Source organism: Bradyrhizobium arachidis, from assembly GCF_015291705.1.
Taxonomy (GTDB): Bacteria; Pseudomonadota; Alphaproteobacteria; order Rhizobiales; family Xanthobacteraceae; genus Bradyrhizobium; species Bradyrhizobium arachidis.
Window position 1 is genome coordinate 3675422 of sequence record NZ_CP030050.1, and the last position, 23449, is coordinate 3698870.

A 23449-nucleotide genomic window follows, 5' to 3' on the forward strand; every position below is an offset into this window, starting at 1 on the left:
ACGCATGGACGGGGCGCGGATTGCGCAGGCCTTGCGGGTCTCCATGAGAGAGCCGGAAGGGTCCTGATGTCCGTCAACAGCAAGCGCGTCTTCTACGTCAAATATCTGGCCAATCCGATCTATATCGACATCCTGAAGGCGCGCCCCGATGTCCGGCTCGATCGCATCGAGAACGAGAGCCCCGAGGATTTCTACGCGCCGATCCTGAGCGCGGCCCATGTCTACCAGATCGGCGCGGCCCGCGACGAACTGGCGCCGCACTTCCATGTCGACGCCGCCCTCCTGAAGCGCACGCCAAACCTCCTGCTGGTCTCCAGCAATGGCGCGGGCTTCGACCCTGTCGACGTCGAGGCCTGCACGGATGCGGGGGTCCTGGTCGTCAACCAGTCCGGCGGCAACGCCCATTCCGTCGCCGAGCACGCGCTGGCGATGATGCTGACCTTGTCGAAGCGCATCATCCAGTCCGACCGCAGGCTCCGCAGGGAGTCCAACGTCAACCGCAACGAGCTCGTCGGCAACGAGATCGAGCACAAGACCGTCGGCATCGTCGGCCTCGGCAATGTCGGCCGCCGTATCGCCGCGCTGTGCAAGGGCCTGTTCGGCATGAAGGTGCTGGCCTACGATCCGTACCTCACGGCCGAGGTGATGGCCGAGCGGGGCGGCGAGAAGGTCGAGCTTGACGAGCTCTTGCGCCGCGCCGATTTCGTCTCGATCTCCTGCCCGCTGGACAAGCGCAGCCGCAACATGATCAGCACGCGCGAGTTCGGGCTGATGCAGCCGCATGCTTATTTCATCACCACGGCACGCGGCTTCATCCACGATGAGGATGCGCTGCTCCAGGCCTTGCGCGACAAGCGCATTGCTGGCGCGGGTCTCGACGTCTGGTCCAAGGAGCCGCCGGCGCCGGAGCATCCGCTACTCCAATTGGATAATGTGCTGGCAAGTCCGCACACCGCGGGCGTGACGATCGAGGCGCGTCAGAACATGGGCCGCATCGCCGCCGAGCAGGTGCTGGACACGCTCGACGGCAAGCGCCCGCCGCGCATTATCAATCCCGAGGTCTGGCCGCGCTATGCCGAGCGCTTCAAGCAGGCTTTTGGCGTGACGCCGCAGTAGCGGACGTGCGAAGTCTGTTCGTGCTCCGATCGTTGGTTACCAGGCTGAAAACAGAAAGCGGCGAATTTTACCGATGCCGTGAATGAACGCGTATGACTTGTCCTGTAGATCAGGATGCATGAGCATACTCTCGATTGCGACCTCCGGACTTTCTGCGGCGAGCCTGCGCGTGAACGTCGCCGCCAGCAATATCGCCAACATCAACACGACCGGGCCGCTCCCCGTGTCAGGCGGATCGAGCACATCGGCCAGCTCGGGCATTGCTCCGACGTATCCCGCCGCTTATGTGCCGCTGCGCGTCAATCAGGTCTCCCAATCGAGCGGCTCGGCGCCCGGCGGTACGATCGCGACCGTGTCGGCGGTTTCGCCGAGCTATACCGCGCAATCCGACCCGAGCGCTCCCTTCGCAAATCAGGATGGCCTGGTCGCCGCGCCGAACGTCGATCTCGCGAGCGAATTTGTTGAGCTGGCGACCGCAAAATACAGCTTCATTGCCAACGCGAAGGTCATTCAAGCCTACGCCGAGACAGAAGACACGCTTCTCGACATCAAGACGTGATCGCTGACGGATCGTCTCAAGGCCTAGCTTTGGCGGCGGGAACCGTCGCCAACCTTGATCCGCGTCAAAATCTCCTTTCCCCATCCGGCCTAAATGGGATTACAGTGCCGCCGGGGCAGCAGGGAGGTCCCATGTCCACTTATGTCGTCAGATTCATGAAGGACGTGTTCGGCCACGGGCGGGAGATCGAGGTTTGCCAGGGCACCCTCGAGGTCGACGCCTGCGATGAGAACGAAGCCAAAGAGCGGGCGAAAGCAAAATTCTGCAAGGACCAGGCCTTGCATCACTGGTCTCTGCATGCCGACCGGATTCAGGTGAAATCGGCTGACCTTCCGTCGTAAAGGCCGCGCAGGCCTATCTAGCGTCCGGGCGCCGTGAGCGCCGGCGGGGAGGTTGCGCCCGCGCCGAGCGAGCGCTGTACCATGACGGTGTCGGACCAGCGGCCGTGGCGATAGGCGACGCCGCCGAGCAGGCCGGCGCGCGCGAAGCCGAACTTCTCGTGCAGCGCCAGCGAGGGCGCGTTGTCGGCATCGATATAGCCGATCATCTGGCGGAAGCCGGCCGCAGCGCAGGCGTCGATCAATTCGCCGAGCAAGAGCCGTCCGACGCCGCGGCCGAGATGCTCGTGGTGGACGTAGATCGAGTGCTTGGCGGTGTAGCGATAGGCCGGCCGCTTGCGGAACAGCACCGCATAGGCATAGCCGACGACCTCGCCGCGAAAGGTCGCGACCAGGTGCGGCAGGCGGGTCTGCTTCAAATTCTTGCGACGGTCGCGCAAATCGTCCGGCTCGGGCGCGCCGGTTCCCTCGACGTCGCGCGGCACGCCGTTGCGGACGTGATGGCGGTAGATCGCCAGCATCGCCTCGACATCGCTCTCGCGTGACGGCCTGACCAGGACAGGCTCGTCACTCGCGCGCACAGCTGTTTCGTTCATCGGCACCTACTCGGCAACGACGTAAGTATAGAGCCCGATGCGTCCCTGCGCATCGACCTCCTTGTAGACGCCCTGGATTTCCACATCGAAGCCCGGGAACGTGTTGAAGCAGGTCTCGAACATCTTGAGATAATCCACCATGGGCTTGGCCCGTTCCGTCAGCCGCTCGCCGGGCACGATGGTGGCAATGCCGGGCGGGTAGACCACGAAGGGCGTCGTGGCGATGCGGCCCGCGATCGCCTCGATCGGCAGATAGTCGACATCGTTCTTGAACAGATAGCGTGCGGCATCGCGGGGCGACATCGCGATCTCGGGCATGTGTTCGGGCATGAATTGCCGGGCCTGGAGTGCGCTGACGTCGGCGGCGCGGAAAAAGCGATGCATCTCGCCGCAGAGATCGCGCAGTCGCACGCCGGCATAGCGCGCCTGCCGCCGCTGGTAGAACTCGGGGATGACGTCGGCCAGCAGCGCATTGTCGTCATGCAGCTTCTTGAAGGCGACGAGGCCGGAGATCAGAGTGCCGGCCTTGCTCGCCTCGACGCCGGGGGTGAGCAGGAAAAGCAGGGAGTTGAGGTCGTTCTTCTCGGGGACGATGCGATTCTCGCGCAGATATTGCGCGACGACCGGAGCGGGGATGCCGTGCTCGGCATAGGTGCCGGTCGCGCGGTCGAAGCCGGGCGTGAGCAGTGTCAGCTTGTTCGGATCGGTGATGGCGAAGCCTTCAGCGAGATTGGGGAAGCCGTGCCAGTTTGTATCGGGCGAGAGCTGCCAGAGCGCGGGATTGGTGGCGAGCTCGTCGGTGGAGAGCGACTCCCAGGCGACGTTATGCGCGGCGCCGGGACGGCTGACGTCGGGGATGGCGACGCGATCCGGGACGAAGGGCTCGAAGAACCAGCGCCGATCCGGATTCTGCTCCTTCTCCTCGAACTCCCGGCGCATCGCGCGGACCTTCTTGCGCAGCTCGATGCCGAGACGGATCGTGTCGTCCCAAAGCACCTCTCCGGAGCGGCCCTTCATCATTTGCGCGCCGACGTCGAGCGAGGCGAACAGGGGATAGAAGGGTGAGGTCGAGGCGTGCTGCATGAAACTTTCGTTGAAGCGGCGGTGCTCGACACGACGCTTCTGGCCGCGGATGTGGCGGTCCTTGATGTGGATCTGCGAGGCCTGCGAGAAGCTCGCGAGCTGCTTGTGGGTCGACTGCGTCGCGATGATGCCGGGCGCCTCTGGGGGAAGGTTCGCCAGCCCCATGGCGAAACGGCCGGCATAGAGCGGGTGGAATTTCATGAAGCCGGCCCAGGCCTCGTCGAACAGGATGTACTCGCAGAGATGGCCGATGCGCTTCAGGATCATCTCGGCGCTATGGATCGAGCCATCATAGGTGCACTGCTCGACCACGGCGACGCGGAACGGCCGTTCCTTGCGCCAGGCGTCGCGATCGGTCACCAACGGATGGTTGCGGATCGCCTCGCGCAACGCCTTCTCGTCGAGCATGTCCCAGCGCATCGGGCCGATCAGACCCCAGGCGTTGCGGACGGTCGGGACATAGACCGGGATGCCGCCATTGATCATCAGCGCGCCGTGATGGGCGGCCTTGTGGTTGTTGCGGTCGAACAGCACGAGGTCGCCGTCGGTGACGAGGGCGCCGAGCGCGACCTTGTTCGAGGTCGAGGTGCCGTTGAGCACGAAATAGGTCTTTTCCGCGCCGAAGATCTGGGCCGCTTCCTTCTGCGCCTTCAGCGCCGGCCCCTCATGGGTGAGGAGGTCACCGAGGTCGAGCACGGAATTGTCGAGGTCGTCGCGGAACACGGATTCGCCGAGATGCTCGACGAAGACCCGGCCGATCGGGCTGCGGTTGTAGAACACGCCGCCATTGTGGCCCGGGCAGGTCCAGAGCTGGTTGCCTTCCTCGGCATAGTCGACGAGGGCGCCGAAGAACGGCGTCTTCAGCGTCTCGGCATATTGCTTGAGCCGGCTGATCAGGTTCTTGGCGATGAAGGTGGGCGTCTCCTCGGACAGGAAGACGTAGCCGTCGATGAAGTCGAGCACCTCGACCGGCAGGTCCTCGAAGCGCTTGCGCCGGATAAGCAAGATGATCGGGAAGTCGAGGCCGCGGCGCCGCATCAGGTTGATCAGCGCCGAGGTCCTGCCTTCCAGGCCTTTCTTGCCCCAGTCCACCACCATGCAGCCGATTGCGGCATCGGTCTGCACCGCGATCTCGGCGTCTTCCAGCTTGCGGGCCCGGACCACCTCGAAGCCGGAGCGCTGGATCTCCTCGATGATCTGGTTGAAGCGGAGACCCTCGAGGTCGTCGGCGTCGAATGCCGGTGCTGCGAACAGGAAGTTGAAGCGCTTGAAATAGTCCATGGCGTGTCCCGAATGTGCGAGACGGACAGGTCTCAGCACATTCGATGACAGTTCTATGACAGAGAGCGTAAGAACCGGGAAAAGAGCTACCGCTTCGCCTCGCCGAACACCACCGTCGGCACGGCGCGGTTGACGATTTCCCGCAAGGCAAAGCTCGATTGCACCCGCGCGACGCGCGGCAGCCGCGACAGCTCGGTGCGATGGATGCGTTCGAAATCCTGGATGTCGCGGGCGAGCACGATCAGGATGTAGTCGTCGGTGCCCGACATCAGGAAGCAGCGCACGACAGAGGGGCATTTCACCACCTCGGCCTCGAACGCCTTCAGCGCCTCGTCGCTCTGGCTCTCCAGCGCGATGCGGACCAGCACGGTGGTGGTGAGGCCGAACTGGTTGAGATCGAGCGCGGCCTGATAGGCCTGGATGTAGCCGTCGTCCTCCAGCGCCTTCTGCCGCCGCGCCAGCGCGGTGCTGGATAGCCCAACCTTGTTGGCCAGCTCAGTGTGGCTGGCCCGCGCATTGGTGGTGAGTTCCGCGAGGATGGCGAGATCTTTCCGGTCGAGGGCCAAGGTTTTGTTTCCGGCGTGAAAGGGCGCTTGCGCGCCGGAAACCGGCGCGCAAGCAGCCAAACTAGCGGATATTTGCACGAAACCAAACCGCCCCCGTCGCTACGATCAACAACGGAATCAATGTGTTGGCGAGGAGCTCAAGATGCGTGTCGGTGTGCCCAAGGAGATCAAGGTGCAGGAATATCGCGTCGGGCTCACCCCGGGCGCGGTCCGTGAATATGTCGCGGCCGGGCATCAGGTCACGGTCGAGACCGGCGCCGGCAGCGGCATCGGCGCGTCCGACGAGGTGTATCAGCGGGCGGGGGCCACCGTCGCCGCGAGCGCGCGCGACATCTTCGCCGCATCGGACATGATCGTGAAGGTGAAGGAGCCGCAGAAGAGCGAGTGGGTCCAGCTCCGTGAAAGCCAGATCCTGTTCACTTACCTGCACCTTGCGCCGGATCCCGAACAGGCCAAGGGTTTGCTTGCGTCCGGCTGTACTGCGATCGCCTATGAAACCGTCACCGACGCGGCCGGTCACCTCCCGCTGCTGGCGCCGATGAGTGAAGTCGCCGGCCGCCTCGCGATCGAGGCCGCCGGCGCCGCGCTCAAGCGGTCCGCGGGCGGCCGCGGACTGCTGCTGGGCGGTGTGCCCGGTGTGCAGCCGGCGCGCCTCGTCGTGCTCGGCGGCGGTGTGGTCGGAACGCAGGCCGCGCGCATGGCTGCGGGTCTTGGCGCCGAAGTCACGGTGATCGATCGCTCTATTCCTCGCCTGCGCCAGCTGGATGACGTCTTTCTCGGGCGGGTCCGCACCCGCTTCTCCACGATCGAGGCGGTCGAGGACGAGGTGTTCGCCGCCGACGTCGTGATCGGCGCGGTGCTGGTGCCGGGCGCCAGCGCGCCAAAGCTGGTCACGCGCGCGATGCTGAAATCCATGAAGCCGGGGGCGGTGCTGGTCGACGTCGCGATCGACCAAGGCGGCTGCTTCGAGACCTCGCATCCGACCACGCACACCGATCCGACCTATGAGGTCGACGGCGTCGTGCACTATTGCGTCGCCAACATGCCGGGCGCGGTGCCGGTGACATCCAGCCAAGCGCTGAACAACGCGACGCTGCCGTTCGGCCTGATGCTCGCGAGCAAGGGCTTTGCCGCGGTGCTGGAGAATCCTCACTTGCGGAACGGACTGAACGTGCATCGCGGCCGCATCACCAACAAGGCGGTGGCGGAAAGCCTCGGGCTGGAGTTTGCGCCCGTGGAGAGCGGGCTGGCGGCCTAGAGCGGCTGTCAATCCGGCTTGCGGTGGCGGCTGCCGAGCGCGGCCGCGATCGTCTCGGGCTTCTCGATGCGTTCGATCAGCATGTTGATGCGGTCGCCGCCCCAGAACAGCTCGCCGTTGAACACCATGGTCGGCACGCCGAACACACCAAGTGCCTCGGCCTCGTCGATGATGCGGTCGTGCTCGGCGCGGGCAGGGCCGATGACGTAGGCTTCGAACTCGCTGGGCGAGCCACCGCACGAGGTGATGATTTCGGTGATTGCCGCGAGATCGTCGATCTCCAGCTCATGGCTCCAGAATTTGTGGAACACCGTGTCGTGGTAGGTGCGGAAGAAGCCGTGCCGTTGCGCGAACAGCATGCCGACACTGGAATAGAAGGCGTCGTAGATCCGCCGCGGGCCCTTCATGACGAGCCCTTGCGCATTGGCATAGCGCCGCGCGTCCATATAGAGGTAGCGCACCTTGCGCCAGAAATGCGGCGTGCGCTCCTCGACCTTGCCCATGAACTCGGCGATGCGCAGCGTGTAGGGCCGCCATTCGAGCTCCACGCCGTGCGTCTCTTCGAGCTCGAACAGCCGCTTGTTCGCCACGAATGCGTAGGGGCTCTTGTAATCAGTGTAGACGCGGACGATCGGTTTGGGCATTGGGCGCTCCCTCCAGTCTACGCCTTCGTCAGCCTATATTGCCCCAGATCCGGATCGTGCGTCATGCGCCAATAGTCCACGAACCGCCAGGGCATGGCTGAAAACACGCGGCCGCTCGCATTGCGATAATAGGTGCTCATGCCCGGATGGGTCCAGATCATGGCCTCGTGCTCGACGTCGACCTTGCGGACGTAATCGTCGAGCACGTCGGGGCGAACGTCGATGACGGCGATATCGCGCTCGATCATCTCGGCGAGACAGGCGGAGATGTAGCGGCTCTGGCATTCCGACTGGAAGATGACGCTGCCGCCATGGGCCGGTCCGGAGTTCGGGCCGAGCATGCAGAAGAAATTGGGAAAATCAGGCACGGTGAGGCCGAGGAACGCGGTCGGATTGTCGTTGGCCCAGGCCTGCCGCAAATCCTTGCCGCCGCGGCCGCTGATGTTGAGACGCGCGGCCATCTCCGTCACCTTGAAGCCGGTAGCGACGACGATGATGTCGGCGGGGCGGTGCTCGCCGTCGGCGGCGATGATGCCGGTTTCGTCGAAACGGTCGATCGTGTCGGTGACAAGCTCGACATTGTCCCGCCTCAAGGTCTTGAACCAGTTGTTGTCGAGCAGGATGCGTTTGCCGTAGGGCGGATAGGTCGGAACGCATTTCTCGATTAGATCGGGCCGTCCCTGCAATTCGGACAGGATGAAGTCGGTCAGCTCCTGGCGATGCCGGTCATTGCCCTTGTTGACGGCGCGCTCGGGGTGCGGCCAGGCCGGGTCCTTGCGCAGGAACGGCAGCAGGCCGTCGCCATAGCGCCAGAACATGTTGAAGCGATACCACTGCACATAGAACGGCAGATGCGCGAGCAGCCAGCGCGCGCCCTCGGTGATCGGATCGGAATAACCCTTCACCGGCCGCGCCCATTGCGCGCTGCGTTGATAGACCGTGACGGAGGCGACGCGGCTCGCGATCGACGGCACCAGCTGCATCGAGGTCGCGCCGGTGCCGATCACGGCGACATGCTTGCCGTCGAGGTCGATGTCGCCGGACCAGAGCGCCGAATGCAGGATCGTGCCCTTGAACAGTTCTTCGCCCTTGAAGTGCGCACGGGAGGGATCGTTGAGCTGCCCGATGGCGCTGACCAACGCGGTGGATTCGAAGGTCTCTTCGCCGTCCTTCGTCTTCAGCGTGGATATCCAGCGCTTCTTGCCCTCGTCCCAGCGCGACGAGGTCAGCACGGTGTTGACCCGCAAATGCTTGCGGATGCCGTATTCATCGGCGACCTTGAGCAGATACTCGAGCAGTTCCTCGCGCTGGCAGAAATAGCGCGTCCACGCATTGCCCGAGCCGAACGAGTAGGAATAGGAATGGTTCGGCGTGTCGACGCCGCAGCCGGGATAGCGGTTGATCCACCAGGTGCCGCCGAGCTCGTCGTTCTTCTCGACGATGGTGTAGGGGATGCCGAGGTGGCCAAGCGCCACGCCGAGCGCGATGGCGCAGACGCCGGCGCCGACGATCAGCACATGCTGCTCTGCAAGCTTCTCGTTGGCGGGCCTCTTGGTCCAGCGCGCCTCGCGCGGCACAAAACCCATTTCCTCGCGCATCAGCGGCGCATATTCCGGCGCGACGTTCTCGCCGAGACAGGCGCGCATCATCCTGAGCAACAGCTCCTCGCCGGGATCGGTGATGACAGGCTCCGGCGTACCATAGGCAAAGAGGTTGACGACCGCGGCGCGGATCTCGTCCTGGATCTCGCGGGGCACGCCGGCCTCGGGGTCGGGGATGAGGCGGATGTCGCGCTTGGGCAGGTACGGCGGCTCGAGCCATTTCTCGTCGCCCGTCATGTGCACCAGCACCATCAACAGGCAGCGGATGTCGGCCTCAGCAATTGCCGAGGCGAGGTCGAGCGGCTTGTGTGGAGATGCGATGTTCATGGCGTGTCCCCGGAGGCAGTGAAGAGGCCGCGCGTCATCAGCTTGCGATAGGCGGAGATGACGTGGTCGGGCACGGCGGTGACGCCGCCGTCCGAATAGGAATAGCGGCGGCTGAGATAGCCACGCGAGCCCATCAGCATGTGAACGATGGCCTCGAATTCCTCGTCGCTGTAATCGTGAATCGCGCCTGCCGCTCGCGCGCGGCGCAAGATGCGGACATAGGCGACCGAGATATTGTCCAGGTGCTTCTGGTAGCCGCTGGGCGCGAAGAACTCGGCCTCGTTGAGGATGCGCAGGAATTCCGGCACCTCGCGGATGAAGTCGAAGAAGGCGGAGAAGCGCGAAATTTCCTGCCTTGCCGCATCCGCCGTGCCGGTGCGGGCGCGGATGAACTCGACCATGTCGAGGCCGATCTTCGGCAGCAGCTGGTCGAGCAGCTCCTGTCGGTTCTCGAAATGATTGTAGAAGGTGCCTTGCGCGACGCCGGCCTCTTCGGTGATGCGGGCGACGGAGGCTTCGGCATAGCCATATTTGCCGACGACCTTGGTCGCGGCGTCAAAGATCTTCTGCTTGGTCCAGGCGTTGCGCTCGACGCGGTTGAGCTTGGTCACCTTGGCGTTCACTTGATTCATTCAGACGTCTCCAGCTCGGCGCGCAGCACGCGCTTGAGGATCTTGCCACTGGGATTGCGGGGGAGGCTGTCACGGATGATCAGCTGTTTCGGCACCTTGAAGCTCGCCAGTCGCGCGCGGCAATGTTCGGTGAGGGCAGGGAGCTCGAGGCTCGCGCCTTCCGCCAGCACGACGATGGCGATCGGCCGCTCGCCCCAGCGCGAATCGCGCAGGCCGATTACGGCGACCTCGCGCACCTCAGGCAAATCGTAGATGACGCGTTCGACCTCGGAGGAGGCGATGTTCTCGCCGCCTGAGATGATCATGTCCTTCTTGCGGTCGGTCAGATACAGAAAGCCCTCGTCGTCGAGATAGCCGACATCGCCGCTGCGGAACCAGTCGCCGAAAAAGGCGGAAGCCGTCTTCTCCGGATCCTTCCAATAGCCGCGCGTGATCTTGGGGCCGCGCAGGCAGATCTCGCCATTGACGTTCGGCGGCAGCGCCTTGCCGTCCTCGTCGCGGATCTCGATCCCGACATGGGCGATGGCGCGCCCGGTCGAGCCGATCTTCTCGATCTCGCGCCCGGCTTCCATGAAGGTGTCGCCGCCGACGGTCTCGGTGAGGCCATAGGCGTCGATATAGCGCGCATTGCGGAAGAATTCTGAGAAGGCGCGGATGCGGACTTCCGGCGTCTTCTCGCCGCCGCCGATCGCCCATGTCAGGCTGGAGACGTCGTAGCGGTCACGGGCCGGGCAGGTGAGCATCGCCGTGGTCATGACAGGCGCGAACCAGGCGGCGTTGAGCTTGTCCTCGGCGATGGCGCTGAGCGCCGTCTCAGGTTCAAAGTTTCGCTCGATGCGGATGAAGCCGCCATGCCAGAGCACGGCGATGCCTGGCAGGTCGAGCGCGCCGACGTGATAGAGCGGGCCGACGACGAGGAGGCGCGTCTCGGCACTGAGGCCGAGCGCGATCGTCTGGTCGGCCGACTTCCAGTAGAAATTATCGTACGAGAGCATCACGCCCTTGGGGCGGTCGGTCGTGCCCGAAGTGTACATCAGCCGCATCAGATCGGATGGCGCGCGGATGTTCATGGACGCGGGTGCCGCGTCGCCTGCGAGATGCGTGACGCTTTGCTGCGCGGCCTCGCTCAGCACGACAGTCTTCGCGCCCGCTGCGTTCGCAGCCAATTCCTCATCGACGATCAGCAGCCGCGCGCCGGCATTGCCGGCGATGTAGCCGACCTCGTCGCGCGAAAGGCGAAAATTGATCGGCAGGAACACCGCGCCGAGATGGCTGGTCGCGAAGACCAGCTCCAGGAACGCGGCGCTGTTCTTCATCAGCACCGCCACGACATCGCCGGCTCCAATGCCCTGCGAGGCGAGCCAGCCGGCCGTTTGCCGGATGCGCGCGTCGAACGTTGCGTAGGAGATCACCCCGCCGCGATATTTCAGCGCGGGCCGATCCGGCGTTCGCCGGGCATGAAAGGCGATGAAGCTCGAAAGGTTGATCATTCTGCGGTCTCGGGCCGATTGGCGCCTCGTCCTGACATTCTGAATTCTGACTCATAATTCATGTTTGTCTTGACGTCACCCCCTGCCTCTGAAATTGTCGGGAACACGAAGACGAGACGATCTTCGACAAGGGACTGGAACGCCGACCCGAAAGAGGGAGGGGAAAATGACGAGAACCCGCACGCCGGGCATCAGCCGCCGTTCAACACTGGCGCTGATGGGCGCCGGTGCGATGAGTGTTGCCGCGCCGTGGGTGGCGCGCGCCCAGGCCAAGACCATCAAGATCGGCATGCCGACAATTCTGTCGGGCCGTGTCGCGCAGCTCGGCACGTCGTCGCGCAATGCGGTGATGCTCGAGGTCGAGAAGGTCAACGCCGCCGGCGGCCTTGCCGGGCGGCAGATCGAGATGGTGGTCCGCGACTCCAAAGGCCAGCCGCAGGAAGCGGCCCGTGTCGCGCGCGAGCTCGTCAATACCGACGGCTGCGAGCTGTTGCTCGACGGCGAAGCGTCCTCCGGATCGTTTGCGGTTCACGAGGTCGCGCGTGATCTCGGCGTGCTCTGCATCCACACCTGCTCGGAAGCCTCCTCGCTCACCGCCGATCCGAAGCAGCATATCCCGAACGCATTCCGCTGCGTCCGCCAGGGCATCCACGATTCCATCGTCGGCGGCAGCTACGCCGCTTCGATCGCCAAGGCCAAGGGCCTGAAGAAATGGGCGACCTGCTCGCCCGACTACGCCTATGGCCGCGACACCACCGGCGAGTTCACGCTGTACCTGAAGCGGTTCGCGCCTGATGTCGAAGTCATCAGCGAGTCCTGGCCAAAGCTGTTCCAGCCCGACTACACCGAGGTCGTGACCAAGATCCTGCAGGCCAAGCCGCAGGCGCTGTATTCCTGCCTGTGGGGCGGCGATCTCACTTCCTACATCGACCAGGCCAACATCTATGCGATGTTCAGCCAGATGGAGGTGTTCGCGGTCAACATGGCCGACTACACCGCGCTCACCGTGGTGAAGAACCTGCCGAAGGGCATCCACTCCGGCAACCGCTACATCAAGACCTTCCCGACCACGCCGGAGAACGCGGCCTGGGGCGATGCCTACAAGGCCAAGTACAACGAATATCCCACCAACTGGTCGTGGCAGAATGCGACCGCGGTGATGTTCCTCAGCGAAGCCGCGAAGAAGGCGAACTCCACGGACGGCAAGAAGATCGCGGAGGTGCTGAAGGGTCTGACCATCAAGTGCCCGTTCGGCGCCGACGGCACCGTGACGATGCGCGGCGACGACCACACGCTGGTCGGCTACGCCATCGGCTGGGGCACCACGATCCCGCAGGAGCCCTATGTGCCCGAGGTCAAGGCCGGCGACTGGAAGACCATCTTCGAGCTCGAGGCCGAGTGGAAGAAGAGCAAGGGCTACACCTGATCACGCGCAAGGCGGAGACGGGCGACCGTCTCCGCCCTGGTTTCGTATTCCGCGCCGTGTCGGGCGCCGTAAAGAAGGTGCTTCCGTGGATCTCGACGCGCTTGCCGGCTGCCTCGCCAGCTCCGCCTGCCTGGTGACGCAAACCACCAGCGGCCTCATCATCGGCATGCTGCTGTTCCTGGTGGCGGTCGGGCTGACCCTGATCTTCGGCGTGCTCAAGGTGGTCAATTTCAGCCACGGCGCCTTCTACATGTTCGGCGCTTACTTCGCGATGACGGCCTATCAGCTCACCGGCAGCTTTGCGCTGGCGATGCTGGCCGGCGCGGCCGGCACCGCCATCCTCGGCCTGATCTTCGAGCGCGTCTTCATGAGCCGCGTCTACGGCGCCGACGTCCTGATGCAGCTCCTCGTCTGCTATGCCTTCGTGCTGATCTTCGACGATGTCGTGCGCATCATCTGGGGGCCTGAATTCAAGTCGATGGGCATGCCGTCCGCGTTCCAGGTGATGCCGCTGTTCATCGCCGGCGGCGTGGTGCCGCCTTATTACCTGCTTCTGATCGGCGTCGCGCTGCTCGCGGCCATCGTGCTCGGTATCGGGCTCTCGCGCAGCCGCATCGGCAAGGTGATCCGCGCCGCCGCGCATAATCCCGGCATGGTCTCCGCGCTCGGCATCAACACCGGCCTGATCTATGGCGGGGTGTTCGCGCTCGGCGGCATGCTGGCGGGGCTGGCCGGCGCGCTCGCGGCGCCCGTGCGGTCGCTGACGCCGGGGATGGGATTTTCGGTGCTGATCGAATCCTTCATCGTCACCGTGATCGGCGGCATGGGCTCGATCCTGGGGGCGCTGATCGGCGCGCTGCTGCTCGGCCTGATCCGCTCGTTCGGCTCGCTCGGCTTTCCCCTGTTCACGGAAGGCCTGATGTATCTCTTCATGGTGATCGTGCTGGTTTCCAAGCCCACCGGCTTGTTCGGCAAGGAGGCGGCATGACCGAGCTCGAGGCCGGACGCGCGCAGACGCTGGCGCCGGTGCGAAACGGTACGGCACTTCATCGTTATCGCGACGTGCTGATCGCGCTGATCGCCTTCGCCGTGCTGGCGAGCCTGCCGCTGTTCACCGGTAGCAAGGCGCTGCTCGATTTCGTCATTCGCTGCTCGGCCTACGGCCTGTTCGCGACCTCGCTCAATCTCCTGGTGGGCTACACCGGCCTGACCTCGTTCGGCCACGGTATGTTTTTTGGCTTAGGGGCCTACAGCTTCGGGCTGATCATGCAGAAGCTCGGTGTGCCGATTCCGGTCGCCTTCGTCGCGACGCTGGCGATCACGGCCGTGATCGCCGCCATCATCGGCGCGATCTGCGTGCGTCTGAAGGAGATCTACTTCGCCTTCGTCACGCTCGCCTTCCAGATGCTGATCCATTCCACCATCCTGTCCTGGGCCTCCTTCACCGGCGGCGATCAGGGCCTGCGCGGCGGCATCCCACGCCCGGTCTTTCTCGGCATTGATCTTGCCAACCACGTCCATCTCTATATCGCGAGCTGCGCGCTGCTGATCCTCGGCCTGCTCGCGATGCGTCAGATCGCGCAATCGCCGTTCGGTTACACGCTGCGCATGATCCGCGACAACGCCGCGCGCGCGAGCTTCCTCGGCATCGACGTCTGGCGCGCAAAGCTCACTGTCTTCGTGCTGGCGGCGCTATTCGCGTCGATGGGCGGCATGGTGATGGCGCTGTTCGTCTCCGGCGCCTATCCGGAATTCGCCTATTGGACCATCTCGGGCGAGGGCATCTTCATCAACATGCTCGGCGGCGTCTCGACCTTCTTGGGGCCGATGGTCGGCACCGTGCTGCTGCTCTTGCTCAACGACACCGTCACGCGCTTCACCGAATACCATGGCATCGTGCTCGGCGTGGTCATCCTGTTCTTCGCGCTGGGCCTGCGCAAAGGCCTGCTCGATTTCGTCGCCGAATGGTTCGCACACCGGCGTGACGCGGGCGAGGGGCGCTAGCGATGCTCGAGATCCGCAACCTCGCAAAGTCCTTTGGCGGCGTGAAGGCGACCAACGACGTCTCGCTCGACTTTCCCGATGGTTCGCTCACCGCCGTGATCGGCCCGAACGGCGCCGGCAAGAGCACCTTCTTCAACCTGATCACCGGCGCGTTGAAGCCGGATTCCGGCCAGGTGCTGCTCGACGGCGTCGATCTCGCCGGTCGTTCGCCGCCGGAGATCGTGCGTCACGGCATCGGCCGAGCCTTCCAAGTCGCCAGCATCTTCAAATCGCTGACAGTGCAGGAGACCATGCTCGCTGCCGTCAGCGCCGATCAGCGCACCTCCGCAGTGCTGCACAAGCGTTTTCCCTTGCCGGAGACACGCGACCGCGCCGAACACGTGATGGAGCTGCTCGGCCTTGCCGGCAAGCGCAATCGCACCGCCGCGACGCTGTCGCATGGTGACCAAAAACTGCTCGACATCGCTCTGGCGTTGGTGCTCGAACCCAAAGTGCTGCTGCTGGACGAGCCGACCGCCGGCATGGGTCCGGAGGAACGCTGGCGCATGATCGACAAGGTGCGCGAGCTCTGGGAGACACAGAAGATCACCGTCGTCTTCATCGAGCACGACATGGACATCGTGTTCAAGATCGCGCCCAAGATCGTCGTGCTCTGCTACGGCCGTATCCTTGCAACCGGCACGCCGGACGAGATCCGCAACAACAGCGCCGTGATCGACGCCTACCTCGGCACCGAGCATGCGGGAGCCGCCGCATGAGCACCCCTGTCATCGAAGTCGCCGATCTCGACGTCTATTACGGCACCAGCCAGATCCTGTTCGGCGTCGGCCTCTCCGTGCGGCAGGGCGAGACCATGGCGCTGCTCGGGCGCAATGGCGCCGGCAAGTCGACAACTATGAAGGCGATCATGGGCCTGGCACCGCCGCGGCGGGGCAAAGTAAGCCTGCGCGGCGCGGTGATCTCCGGCCAGAAGCCGCACCATATCGCGCGCGCCGGCCTCGGCTTCGTGCCGGAGGACCGCCAGATCTTTCCGGAGCACACGGTCGAGGACAATCTCGTCATCGGTCGCAAGAAGGGGCCGGAAGGCCAGGACGAATGGCCAATCAAGCGCATCTATGAAGTCTTCCCGCTCCTGGAGCCGCTGCGCCATCGCATCGCCGGACGCCTGTCCGGCGGCGAGCAGCAGATGCTCGCGATCGCGCGCACGCTGATGGGCAATCCGGCGCTGCTGCTGCTGGACGAGCCGAGCGAGGGGCTCGCACCGATCATCGTGCAGCGGATCGGCGAGCTGCTGCGTCAGCTTCGCCAGCTCGGCTCGACCGTGCTGATCGCCGAGCAGAACATGCATTTCTGCCTGGGGCTGGCGAGCCACGCCACGGTCATCGACAAGGGCCAGATCGTCTATGCCGCCGGGATCGACGAGCTGAAGGCCAACGACGCGATCCGTCGCCGCTATCTGGCCCTCTAAGCCGGGTGCCGGTGTCCAAATAGGCCGGAAGAAGAAAACTATTGCCCCGGCACCGTCGGGAGGAAGGAGTTTCCCCTCCGGAGGACAAAAACGCCAATCGCTTCCATTGCTGTTTTGGGCCGAAACGACGACATTTCCGCCAGAGATTGATGGATTTGACGGCCATGGAACGTACCGGATTTGAGCCCTTCGGCGAGCAACTGGTGTCCGCAACGGACACCCAGCCGCGGTCGCGCGCTTCAAAAATGCTGCTGCGGGTCGGCACCGGCCTGTTCTGGTCGCTGGTCGCCGGCATCGTGCTCGCCCGTGCCGCTTTCTTCGAGCCGGGCGTCTATGATGGCTTCAGCCGCGTCGCTTCGCTCGCCAAAAGCCTGATCTTCTGACCCCTCGCTATTCCCGGGCCGAGCACAGAACTTCCCTCGGCCCTGATATGCCGAAAACTTATTCCCCAATCGGACTGTGCTGCGTATAAATCCTTCTCCTTGGGAGAGATTTGTGACGCAGAATCAAGCATCCAGCCCGGCCGATTCCAAGCCGGCCACCACCGCGAGCCGGGTTCTCGCGCTGATTCCCGGCATTCTCCTCTGCGTCGCCGTCGCCGGTGTCTCGGCCCTGCTGGAGCGGGCTGAGCTCGGCGTGTTCGAGCATCCCTATGTCGAGGCGCTGGTGATGGCGATCCTGCTCGGCATGGCGCTGCGCAGCTTCTGGAAACCCGCGCCGCGCTGGCAGGCCGGCATCGCCTTCAGCGCCAAGCAGCTGCTCGAGGTCGCGGTCATGCTGCTGGGTGCCTCCATCAGCTTTGCCGCCATTGCAGCCTCCGGCATCGCTCTGCTGGCATCGATCGCGGCCGTCGTCGTGGTCGCGCTCTGCGTCTCCTTCGGCCTCAGCCGGATGCTCGGCCTTTCGACGCGGCTGTCGATCCTGATCGCCTGCGGCAATTCGATCTGCGGCAATTCCGCGATCGCGGCGGTGGCGCCGATCATCGGCGCCAACAATGACGAGATCGCATCGTCGATTTCCTTCACCGCGATCCTCGGCGTGATGATGGTGCTGGGCCTGCCGCTGCTGATCCCGCTGCTGCAATTGTCCGCCACGCAATACGGCATCCTCGCAGGTCTCACCGTCTACGCAGTGCCACAGGTGCTTGCGGCGACGGTGCCGGCCGGTCTCATCTCGACGCAGATCGGCACGCTGGTGAAGCTGATGCGCGTCCTGATGCTCGGGCCGGTCGTCGTGGGCCTGTCGCTGGTCGCCTCGCGCTGGCAGGCCGGCGCCAAGAAGGCCAATGTCGGCTTCTTCCGCCTGGTCCCCTGGTTTATCCTCGGCTTCCTTGCGCTTGCGACCCTGCGCTCCCTCGAGATCGTGCCGGCCACGGTGGTGGGACCGGTGACGAAGATCACTGGCTTTCTCACCGTGGTGTCGATGGCCGCACTCGGCCTCGGCGTCGACGTGCGCGTGCTCGCCAATGTTGGCGGCCGGGTGACTGCCGCCGTGACTCTGTCGCTGATGCTGCTGCTCGGCATCAGCATCGCACTGGTGCATTGGTTCAAGTGATGAGGGCAAGACTGCCGTAGGGTCGGCAAGGCGCGATAGCGCCGTGCCCACCATCTGCGTGTGACCAGGGATGGTGGGCACGCTTACGCTTTGCCCACCCTACGAGACCGTCGTCTCCGCAAGCGGGGAGGGCTTAATCGAATCCTCTAGCGATTGGCCGTGGACATCCCCTGCCAGACCGCTATTGGTTTTCGCCAATGCGATTGGCCGGCAAATCACACGGCCGATCCGACAAGAGCGAGGGCGCGGCCATGACGACTTTGACGGTAAAGGACCTTCTCCCCGAGGACGGAACACGCGGCACGCTCGCCGGTCGCGTCTGGCTGCCGCAGGTGAACGGCCCCGCCGTGGTCGCCGTGCGCGGGGATGGCGTGTTCGACGTCACCGCCAAGTTTCCAACCATCAGCGCGCTCTGCGAGGAGGACAGCCCGGCCAAGGCGCTGGCCGCGGTCAAGGGCGAGCGCATCGGCGATCTCGAAGCCATCGTTGCCAACACCGCGCCCGATGGTCGTGATCCCAAGAAACCGTGGCTGCTCGCGCCGGTCGATCTCCAGACCCTGAAAGCCGCCGGCGTCACCTTCGCGATCTCGATGCTGGAGCGCGTGATCGAGGAACGCGCGAAAGGTAATCCGGCCTCGGCCGAAGCGATCCGCAAAGAGGTGACGCGGCTGATCGGCGACGATCTGTCGAAGCTCAAGCCGGGCTCCGACCAGGCGATGCATCTGAAGCAGGTGCTGATCGACCAGAACGCCTGGAGCCAGTATCTCGAGGTCGGCATCGGCCCCGACGCCGAGGTCTTTACCAAGGCTCCGACCCTGTCCTCGGTCGGTACCGGCATGGATGCCGGGCTGCATCCGAAGTCGACCTGGAACAATCCCGAGCCGGAGCTGGTGCTGTACGTCTCCAGCCGCGGCAAGATTGTCGGCGGCGCGCTCGGCAATGATGTGAACCTGCGCGACTTCGAAGGCCGCTCGGCGCTGTTGCTCTCGAAGGCCAAGGACAACAACGCCTCCTGCGCGATCGGCCCGCTGCTGCGCCTGTTCGACGACAGTTTTACGCTCGACGACGCGCGCAAGCTCGATATCAGCCTGAACGTCAAGGGCGCGGACGGCTTCGTTCTCGACGGCCATTCCTCGATCAGCATGATCAGCCGCGATCCGACTGATCTCGTCGGGCAGACCATCGGCAATGTGCATCAATATCCCGACGGCTTTGTGCTTTTCCTCGGCACGATGTTCGCACCCGTGAAGGATCGCGAGGCGCCGGGACAGGGGTTCACTCACAAGCGCGACGACATCGTCACGATCTCTGCGCCCCAGCTCGGCAAGCTCGTCAATCGCATGCGCACCAGCGACGAGTGCGAGCCCTGGACGTTCGGCATCGGCGCGCTGATGAAGAACCTGGCGCAGCGGAAGCTGATCTAGTTCTTCCCCTTGCGTCTGCTTGCGGCTTCGTCATGGCCGGGCTTGTCCCGGCCATCCACGTCTTGCGTGCGGCACGAAGAACGTGGCTGCCCGGGACAGGCCCGGGCCTGACGCGTTGCTGGGCACGCAAACCACTCCACAAATTTTCCTTCGTCTCAGCGTTGCATCGCCGGAACAAAATCGCTCTGAAGGTGTCGTAAGTCTCTCCAAAATGTTCCCAGCGATTTCGAATGAATAGTCAGATAATATGACTAGTCAGCCCCTCTCTTCCATGATCTAGTGCCCCTAATCGCCCCGAAGGGGGCATGCGTGGGTGCCATGTTACCAAAATCGGCGCTCGCCAGTATCCAGGAGAGAGGCGCCCTATGACCGCGCGCATCGTGGTCATTCCAACCAAACGAGCCCACTCCAACCATGCGGAAGTGGCCCGCTCGATCGGCGTCGACATCATCGCCGGCCGCTATGCGGAGGGAACGCGCCTGCCTGGTGACGCCGAGATGATCACCATGTTCGGCGTGTCGCGGCCGGTGCTGCGCGAGAGCGTGAAGACGCTGGTCGCCAAGGGGCTGCTCTCTACCAAGGCGCGGGTCGGCACCGTCGTGCGCGAGCGCGCCGCCTGGAACATGTTCGACGCCGACGTGCTGGCCTGGCATCTCGACGCCGGTATCGACAAGCGCTTCCTCAACGATCTCGCCGAGATTCGTCTGGCGGTCGAGCCGCGCGCCGCCATGCTCGCAGCCTCCCAGCGATCTGAAGAGGACATCGCCGAGCTTCGTCGCAGCATGGAACGCATGCGGCACGAGGCGTCCGACTCCGTTGGCTTCGCCGATGCCGACCTCGCGCTTCACGTCGCCGTGGCGCGTGCGTCCGGCAACCTGTTCATGCGCTCGATCGGCCACGTGATCGAGGCCGCGCTACGCGCCTCGTTCCTGCTCAGCGCGCCGGTCGAGCCGGAGGACCGCGACACCGTGCTGCTCTGGCATCAGAAGATCGTCGAAGCGATCGCTGCGGGCGACGCGGAGACAGCATCCGAAGCCATGGTCTATGTCATTCACAACGGCATGCGCCGCCACGAGGGCACGGTGATCGAGACCGCCCCGGCGGACTCGCTACCGTCCGCAGATATTGGAGAATAAGCGTGAGCGAACTTCGCATCGCCATCGTCGGCTTCGGCAAGATCGCACGCGACCAGCATGTCGGCGCGATCGCCGTCGTGCAAGGCGCGACGCTCGCGGCCGTCGCCAGCCGCAACGCTTCGCTGCCCGGGCTGCCGCATTTTGCGACCATTGAGGAGTTGCTGGAGCAGGGACCGCCGATCGACGCGGTCTCGCTCTGCACGCCGCCGCAGGTGCGCCGCGCCCAGGCCGCGACCGCGCTCGCGGCCGGCAAGCATGTGATGCTGGAGAAACCGCCCGGCATCGGCGTTGCCGAGCTAGACCCGCTCATTGCGATGGCGGCGGAGGCAAAGCGGACACTGTTTGCGACCTGGCATTCACGCTACGCGCCCGCGGTCGAGCCGGCGCGCCAATGGCTCGCCACGAGGCGGCTCAAATCGGTGCACATCAACTGGAAGGAAGACGTCCGCGTCTGGCATCCCGGGCAGACCTGGATCTGGGAGCCGGGCGGGCTTGGCGTGTTCGATCCCGGCATCAACGCGCTCTCGATCCTGACCCGGATCCTGCCGCAACCGGTCTTCGTCACCGCGGCCGAGCTCGCATTTCCAGCCAATTGCCAGGCGCCGATCGCCGCCAATCTGACGCTGACAGATATCGGCGGCCTGCCTGTTACCGCCGAGTTCGATTTCCGCCAGACCGGGCCGCAGAGCTGGGATATCCTCGTCGACACCGACGGAGGGCAAATGAAGCTGTCCCGCGGCGCCAGGATCATGGCGGTCGACGGCAAGGTTGTTGCCGATGCGCCTGATGAGGAATATCGCGAGCTGTACCGGCGTTTTGTCGCGCTCACCGCGACCGGGATGAGCGACGTCGACCTAGCGCCGCTCCGTCTCGTCGCCGATGCCTTCCTTCTCGGCAAGCGCACCCTGGTCGAACCTTTTGTGGACTGAACATGGCTGGTGCAAGAACAACAAGAGACGTCTTTGGAACGCTGCCTGACGGCCGCAAGGTCGAGCGCATCGTGCTGCGCGGCGAGGGCGGGTTTGAGGCCCGTATCATCACCCATGGCGCGGTGATTCAGGCGCTGATCGCGCCGGACGCCACGGGCGGCTGCGACGACGTCGTGCTCGGCCATGATGCCTTCGCCGGCTATCTCGCCGAGCGGAAGTTCTTCGGCGCCACAGTTGGCCGCTACGCCAACCGCATCGCCAAGGGACAGTTTTCGCTCGATGGCGAGATCTTCCAACTCCCCGTCAATAACGGCCCGAATGCCCTGCACGGCGGGCTGGATGGTTTTGATCGCAAGCTCTGGGACATTGCCAGGATCGAAGACGGCGCCGAGCCCGCGGTGACGCTCACTTACACGAGCCCGCACGGCGAGGAAAACTATCCCGGCAAGCTCGATGTGCGCCTGACCTATCGCGTCACCGGCCCGGCCGAGCTGTCGCTGATGATGGAAGCACGGACGGACCGTCCGACCATCGTCAACCTCACCAACCACAGCTTCTTCAACCTGGAAGGCGCGACCTCGGGCACGCCGATTCTCGATCACAAGCTGACGGTCGCGGCCGAGCATTTCCTTGCGATCGATCCCACCGCCATTCCGCTACCGGAGCCGCCGCGCAGCGTTGCCGGCACGCCGTTCGACTTCCGCGAGGCGCAGGCCGTCGGTGCGCGCATTCGCGAGGGCCACGAGCAATTGCGCAACGGCAAGGGCTACGACCACACCTATTGCCTTGGACGTGACGGCAAGCTGGCGCTCGCAGCGCGGCTGGAGGCGCCGCGCTCGGGGCGCGTCATGGAGCTCTTCACCAATCAGCCCGGCTTGCAGGTCTATTCCGGCAACTATCTCGACGGTACGATCTCGGGCAAGGGCGGCAAGCTCATTCGGCAGTCGGATGCCATATGTCTCGAACCGCATATGTGGCCCAATTCGCCGAACCGGCCGGACTTTCCAAGCCCGCGCCTCGATCCCGGCCAAGTCTATCGGCATCACACCGTCTATCGCTTCGCAGTGAGGACGCCATGATCGAACAGGTGCCGACCTCGGTTCTATCAGCCGAGCAGTGTCATCTCGGCGAAGGGCCGACCTATGATGTCACCACCGATACCGCGTGGTGGTTCGACATCCGCGAGGGACGTCTGTTCGAGGCGCATCTCGCTGGCCGTACCATCCGCATCCACGCGCTCGGCCGGATGGCGAGCGCGCTCGGGCGGATCGATGCCGAGCGCCAGTTGATCGTCGCGGAAGATGGCCTCTACATCCGCCGGCTCGCCGATGGTGCGATGACATTGCTCTGTCCGCTCGAAGCCGACAATCCCGCCACCCGCTCCAACGATGCCCGCGTGCATCAGTCCGGCACGTTCTGGATCGGCACCATGGGCCGCAAGGCGGAAGCCGGGGCGGGAGCGATCTATGCGTTCCACCGCGGCAAGATCTCGATGCTGTATCCCGGTATCAGCATTCCGAACTCGATCTGCTTCTCGCCTGATGGCGCGACCGGCTACTTCACCGACACTGCGCGCGCGGTGCTCTATTCGGTGCCGCTCAATCCAGCCACCGGCCTGCCACGCGGCGAGCCGGAGGTGTTGCTGCGCCACACCGGCGTCGGCGGCCTCGACGGCTCGGTGTGCGATGCCGACGGGAATATCTGGAACGCCTGCTGGGGCGCGGGCCGCATCGATGTCTATTCGCCGCAGGGCGAACGCCTGCGCTCGCTCAGTGTGCCGGCAAAACAGTCGAGCTGCCCGGCCTTCGTCGGCCCGGATCTGTCGCGCCTTCTCGTCACTTCTGCCTGGCAGGACATGGATGCGGCGGTGCGCGCCGCCGATCCGCAAGCCGGCTGCACCTTTCTATTGGAGGCATCTGCGCGCGGTCGCGCGGAGCCCGACGTCAAGCTCGCATAGGAGACCAGAGTCAATCCAACCAAGTTCTCGACGAAACGAAGAAACAGTCTGACACCCAAA

The 23449-nt window shown here is 64.5% G+C and carries 23 protein-coding genes; 16 read left to right on the plus strand and 7 right to left on the minus strand.

Features of this window, described 5'->3' with window-relative positions; all coding sequences use genetic code 11:
* The first annotated feature begins 66 nt into the window (after positions 1 to 66).
* The 3 genes from WN72_RS16945 (at position 67) to WN72_RS16955 (ending at position 2016) form a co-directional block, all read left to right on the plus strand.
* A complete protein-coding gene (locus WN72_RS16945) occupies positions 67 to 1116 on the plus strand; it encodes a hydroxyacid dehydrogenase (protein ID WP_092216990.1) in 1050 nt (349 codons plus the stop codon).
* Positions 1117 to 1234: 118 nt separating this feature from the next.
* Entirely contained in the window at positions 1235 to 1675 is a 441-nt protein-coding gene (locus tag WN72_RS16950) for a flagellar basal body rod protein FlgC (protein WP_092216991.1), read from the plus strand.
* Positions 1676 to 1806: 131 nt separating this feature from the next.
* Positions 1807 to 2016 carry a hypothetical protein gene (locus WN72_RS16955; RefSeq protein WP_027558882.1) on the plus strand — a complete coding sequence of 70 codons (210 nt, stop codon included), beginning with the start codon at positions 1807 to 1809 and terminating at the stop codon, positions 2014 to 2016.
* 17 nt (positions 2017 to 2033) lie between these two features.
* Here WN72_RS16955 and WN72_RS16960 read toward each other — a convergent pair whose 3' ends face one another.
* The 3 genes from WN72_RS16960 to WN72_RS16970 all read right to left on the minus strand — a co-directional run bounded on the left by WN72_RS16960 (position 2034) and on the right by WN72_RS16970 (position 5539).
* A complete protein-coding gene (locus tag WN72_RS16960; protein ID WP_027558883.1) occupies positions 2034 to 2609 on the minus strand; it encodes a GNAT family N-acetyltransferase in 576 nt (191 codons plus the stop codon).
* A 6-nt stretch (positions 2610 to 2615) separates the two neighbouring features.
* A complete protein-coding gene (locus WN72_RS16965; RefSeq protein WP_092216993.1) occupies positions 2616 to 4973 on the minus strand; it encodes an Orn/Lys/Arg family decarboxylase in 2358 nt (785 codons plus the stop codon).
* Positions 4974 to 5059: 86 nt separating this feature from the next.
* Positions 5060 to 5539 carry an Lrp/AsnC family transcriptional regulator gene (locus tag WN72_RS16970; RefSeq protein WP_027558885.1) on the minus strand — a complete coding sequence of 160 codons (480 nt, stop codon included), beginning with the start codon at positions 5537 to 5539 and terminating at the stop codon, positions 5060 to 5062.
* Positions 5540 to 5681: 142 nt separating this feature from the next.
* On the opposite strand from WN72_RS16970, the gene ald reads away from it, so the two are divergent.
* A complete protein-coding gene (gene ald, locus WN72_RS16975; protein ID WP_092216995.1) occupies positions 5682 to 6797 on the plus strand; it encodes an alanine dehydrogenase in 1116 nt (371 codons plus the stop codon).
* A gap of 8 nt (positions 6798 to 6805) precedes the next feature.
* Here ald and WN72_RS16980 read toward each other — a convergent pair whose 3' ends face one another.
* From WN72_RS16980 to WN72_RS16995, 4 genes are read right to left on the minus strand one after another with little or no spacing between them, the layout of a single operon-like run.
* A complete protein-coding gene (locus WN72_RS16980) occupies positions 6806 to 7441 on the minus strand; it encodes a 2-hydroxychromene-2-carboxylate isomerase (protein ID WP_092216996.1) in 636 nt (211 codons plus the stop codon).
* A 17-nt stretch (positions 7442 to 7458) separates the two neighbouring features.
* Positions 7459 to 9369, minus strand: coding sequence for a flavin-containing monooxygenase (locus WN72_RS16985; protein WP_092216997.1), 1911 nt, complete (start codon positions 9367 to 9369; stop codon positions 7459 to 7461).
* Positions 9366 to 10001 (minus strand): TetR/AcrR family transcriptional regulator, encoded by a 636-nt coding sequence (locus WN72_RS16990; protein ID WP_027558889.1) that lies wholly within the window; start codon positions 9999 to 10001, stop codon positions 9366 to 9368. Before WN72_RS16990 ends, WN72_RS16985 begins: the two co-directional genes overlap by 4 nt.
* Positions 9998 to 11491 (minus strand): AMP-binding protein, encoded by a 1494-nt coding sequence (locus tag WN72_RS16995; RefSeq protein ID WP_092216998.1) that lies wholly within the window; start codon positions 11489 to 11491, stop codon positions 9998 to 10000. Before WN72_RS16995 ends, WN72_RS16990 begins: the two co-directional genes overlap by 4 nt.
* A gap of 166 nt (positions 11492 to 11657) precedes the next feature.
* On the opposite strand from WN72_RS16995, the gene WN72_RS17000 reads away from it, so the two are divergent.
* The 12 genes from WN72_RS17000 to WN72_RS17055 all read left to right on the plus strand — a co-directional run bounded on the left by WN72_RS17000 (position 11658) and on the right by WN72_RS17055 (position 23389).
* Positions 11658 to 12917: an ABC transporter substrate-binding protein gene (locus WN72_RS17000; RefSeq protein ID WP_092216999.1), complete on the plus strand. Its 1260-nt coding sequence runs from the start codon at positions 11658 to 11660 to the stop codon at positions 12915 to 12917.
* An 85-nt stretch (positions 12918 to 13002) separates the two neighbouring features.
* A complete protein-coding gene (locus WN72_RS17005; RefSeq protein ID WP_027558892.1) occupies positions 13003 to 13905 on the plus strand; it encodes a branched-chain amino acid ABC transporter permease in 903 nt (300 codons plus the stop codon).
* Entirely contained in the window at positions 13902 to 14921 is a 1020-nt protein-coding gene (locus WN72_RS17010; RefSeq protein ID WP_027558893.1) for a branched-chain amino acid ABC transporter permease, read from the plus strand. Before WN72_RS17005 ends, WN72_RS17010 begins: the two co-directional genes overlap by 4 nt.
* Before the next feature lie 2 nt (positions 14922 to 14923).
* Entirely contained in the window at positions 14924 to 15679 is a 756-nt protein-coding gene (locus tag WN72_RS17015; RefSeq protein ID WP_092217000.1) for an ABC transporter ATP-binding protein, read from the plus strand.
* Entirely contained in the window at positions 15676 to 16389 is a 714-nt protein-coding gene (locus WN72_RS17020) for an ABC transporter ATP-binding protein (RefSeq protein ID WP_027558895.1), read from the plus strand. The genes WN72_RS17015 and WN72_RS17020 overlap by 4 nt, the downstream gene beginning before the upstream one ends.
* Positions 16390 to 16553: 164 nt before the next feature.
* Positions 16554 to 16772 (plus strand): hypothetical protein, encoded by a 219-nt coding sequence (locus WN72_RS17025; RefSeq protein ID WP_027558896.1) that lies wholly within the window; start codon positions 16554 to 16556, stop codon positions 16770 to 16772.
* A 112-nt stretch (positions 16773 to 16884) separates the two neighbouring features.
* The gene (locus WN72_RS17030) at positions 16885 to 17943 is read left to right on the plus strand and encodes a YeiH family protein (RefSeq protein WP_027558897.1); all 1059 of its coding nucleotides are present in this window, start codon (positions 16885 to 16887) and stop codon (positions 17941 to 17943) included.
* Between the two features lie 251 nt (positions 17944 to 18194).
* A complete protein-coding gene (locus WN72_RS17035) occupies positions 18195 to 19367 on the plus strand; it encodes a fumarylacetoacetate hydrolase family protein (RefSeq protein WP_092217080.1) in 1173 nt (390 codons plus the stop codon).
* Positions 19368 to 19732: 365 nt separating this feature from the next.
* On the plus strand, positions 19733 to 20503 hold the full coding sequence (locus tag WN72_RS17040) for a FadR/GntR family transcriptional regulator (RefSeq protein ID WP_194483026.1): 771 nt from the start codon (positions 19733 to 19735) through the stop codon (positions 20501 to 20503).
* A gap of 2 nt (positions 20504 to 20505) precedes the next feature.
* The gene (locus WN72_RS17045; protein ID WP_092217002.1) at positions 20506 to 21432 is read left to right on the plus strand and encodes a Gfo/Idh/MocA family protein; all 927 of its coding nucleotides are present in this window, start codon (positions 20506 to 20508) and stop codon (positions 21430 to 21432) included.
* 2 nt (positions 21433 to 21434) lie between these two features.
* Entirely contained in the window at positions 21435 to 22511 is a 1077-nt protein-coding gene (locus tag WN72_RS17050) for an aldose epimerase family protein (protein WP_092217003.1), read from the plus strand.
* Positions 22508 to 23389, plus strand: a complete 882-nt coding sequence (locus WN72_RS17055) for an SMP-30/gluconolactonase/LRE family protein (RefSeq protein WP_092217004.1) — start codon at positions 22508 to 22510, stop codon at positions 23387 to 23389. Before WN72_RS17050 ends, WN72_RS17055 begins: the two co-directional genes overlap by 4 nt.
* The last annotated feature ends 60 nt before the right edge of the window (positions 23390 to 23449 follow it).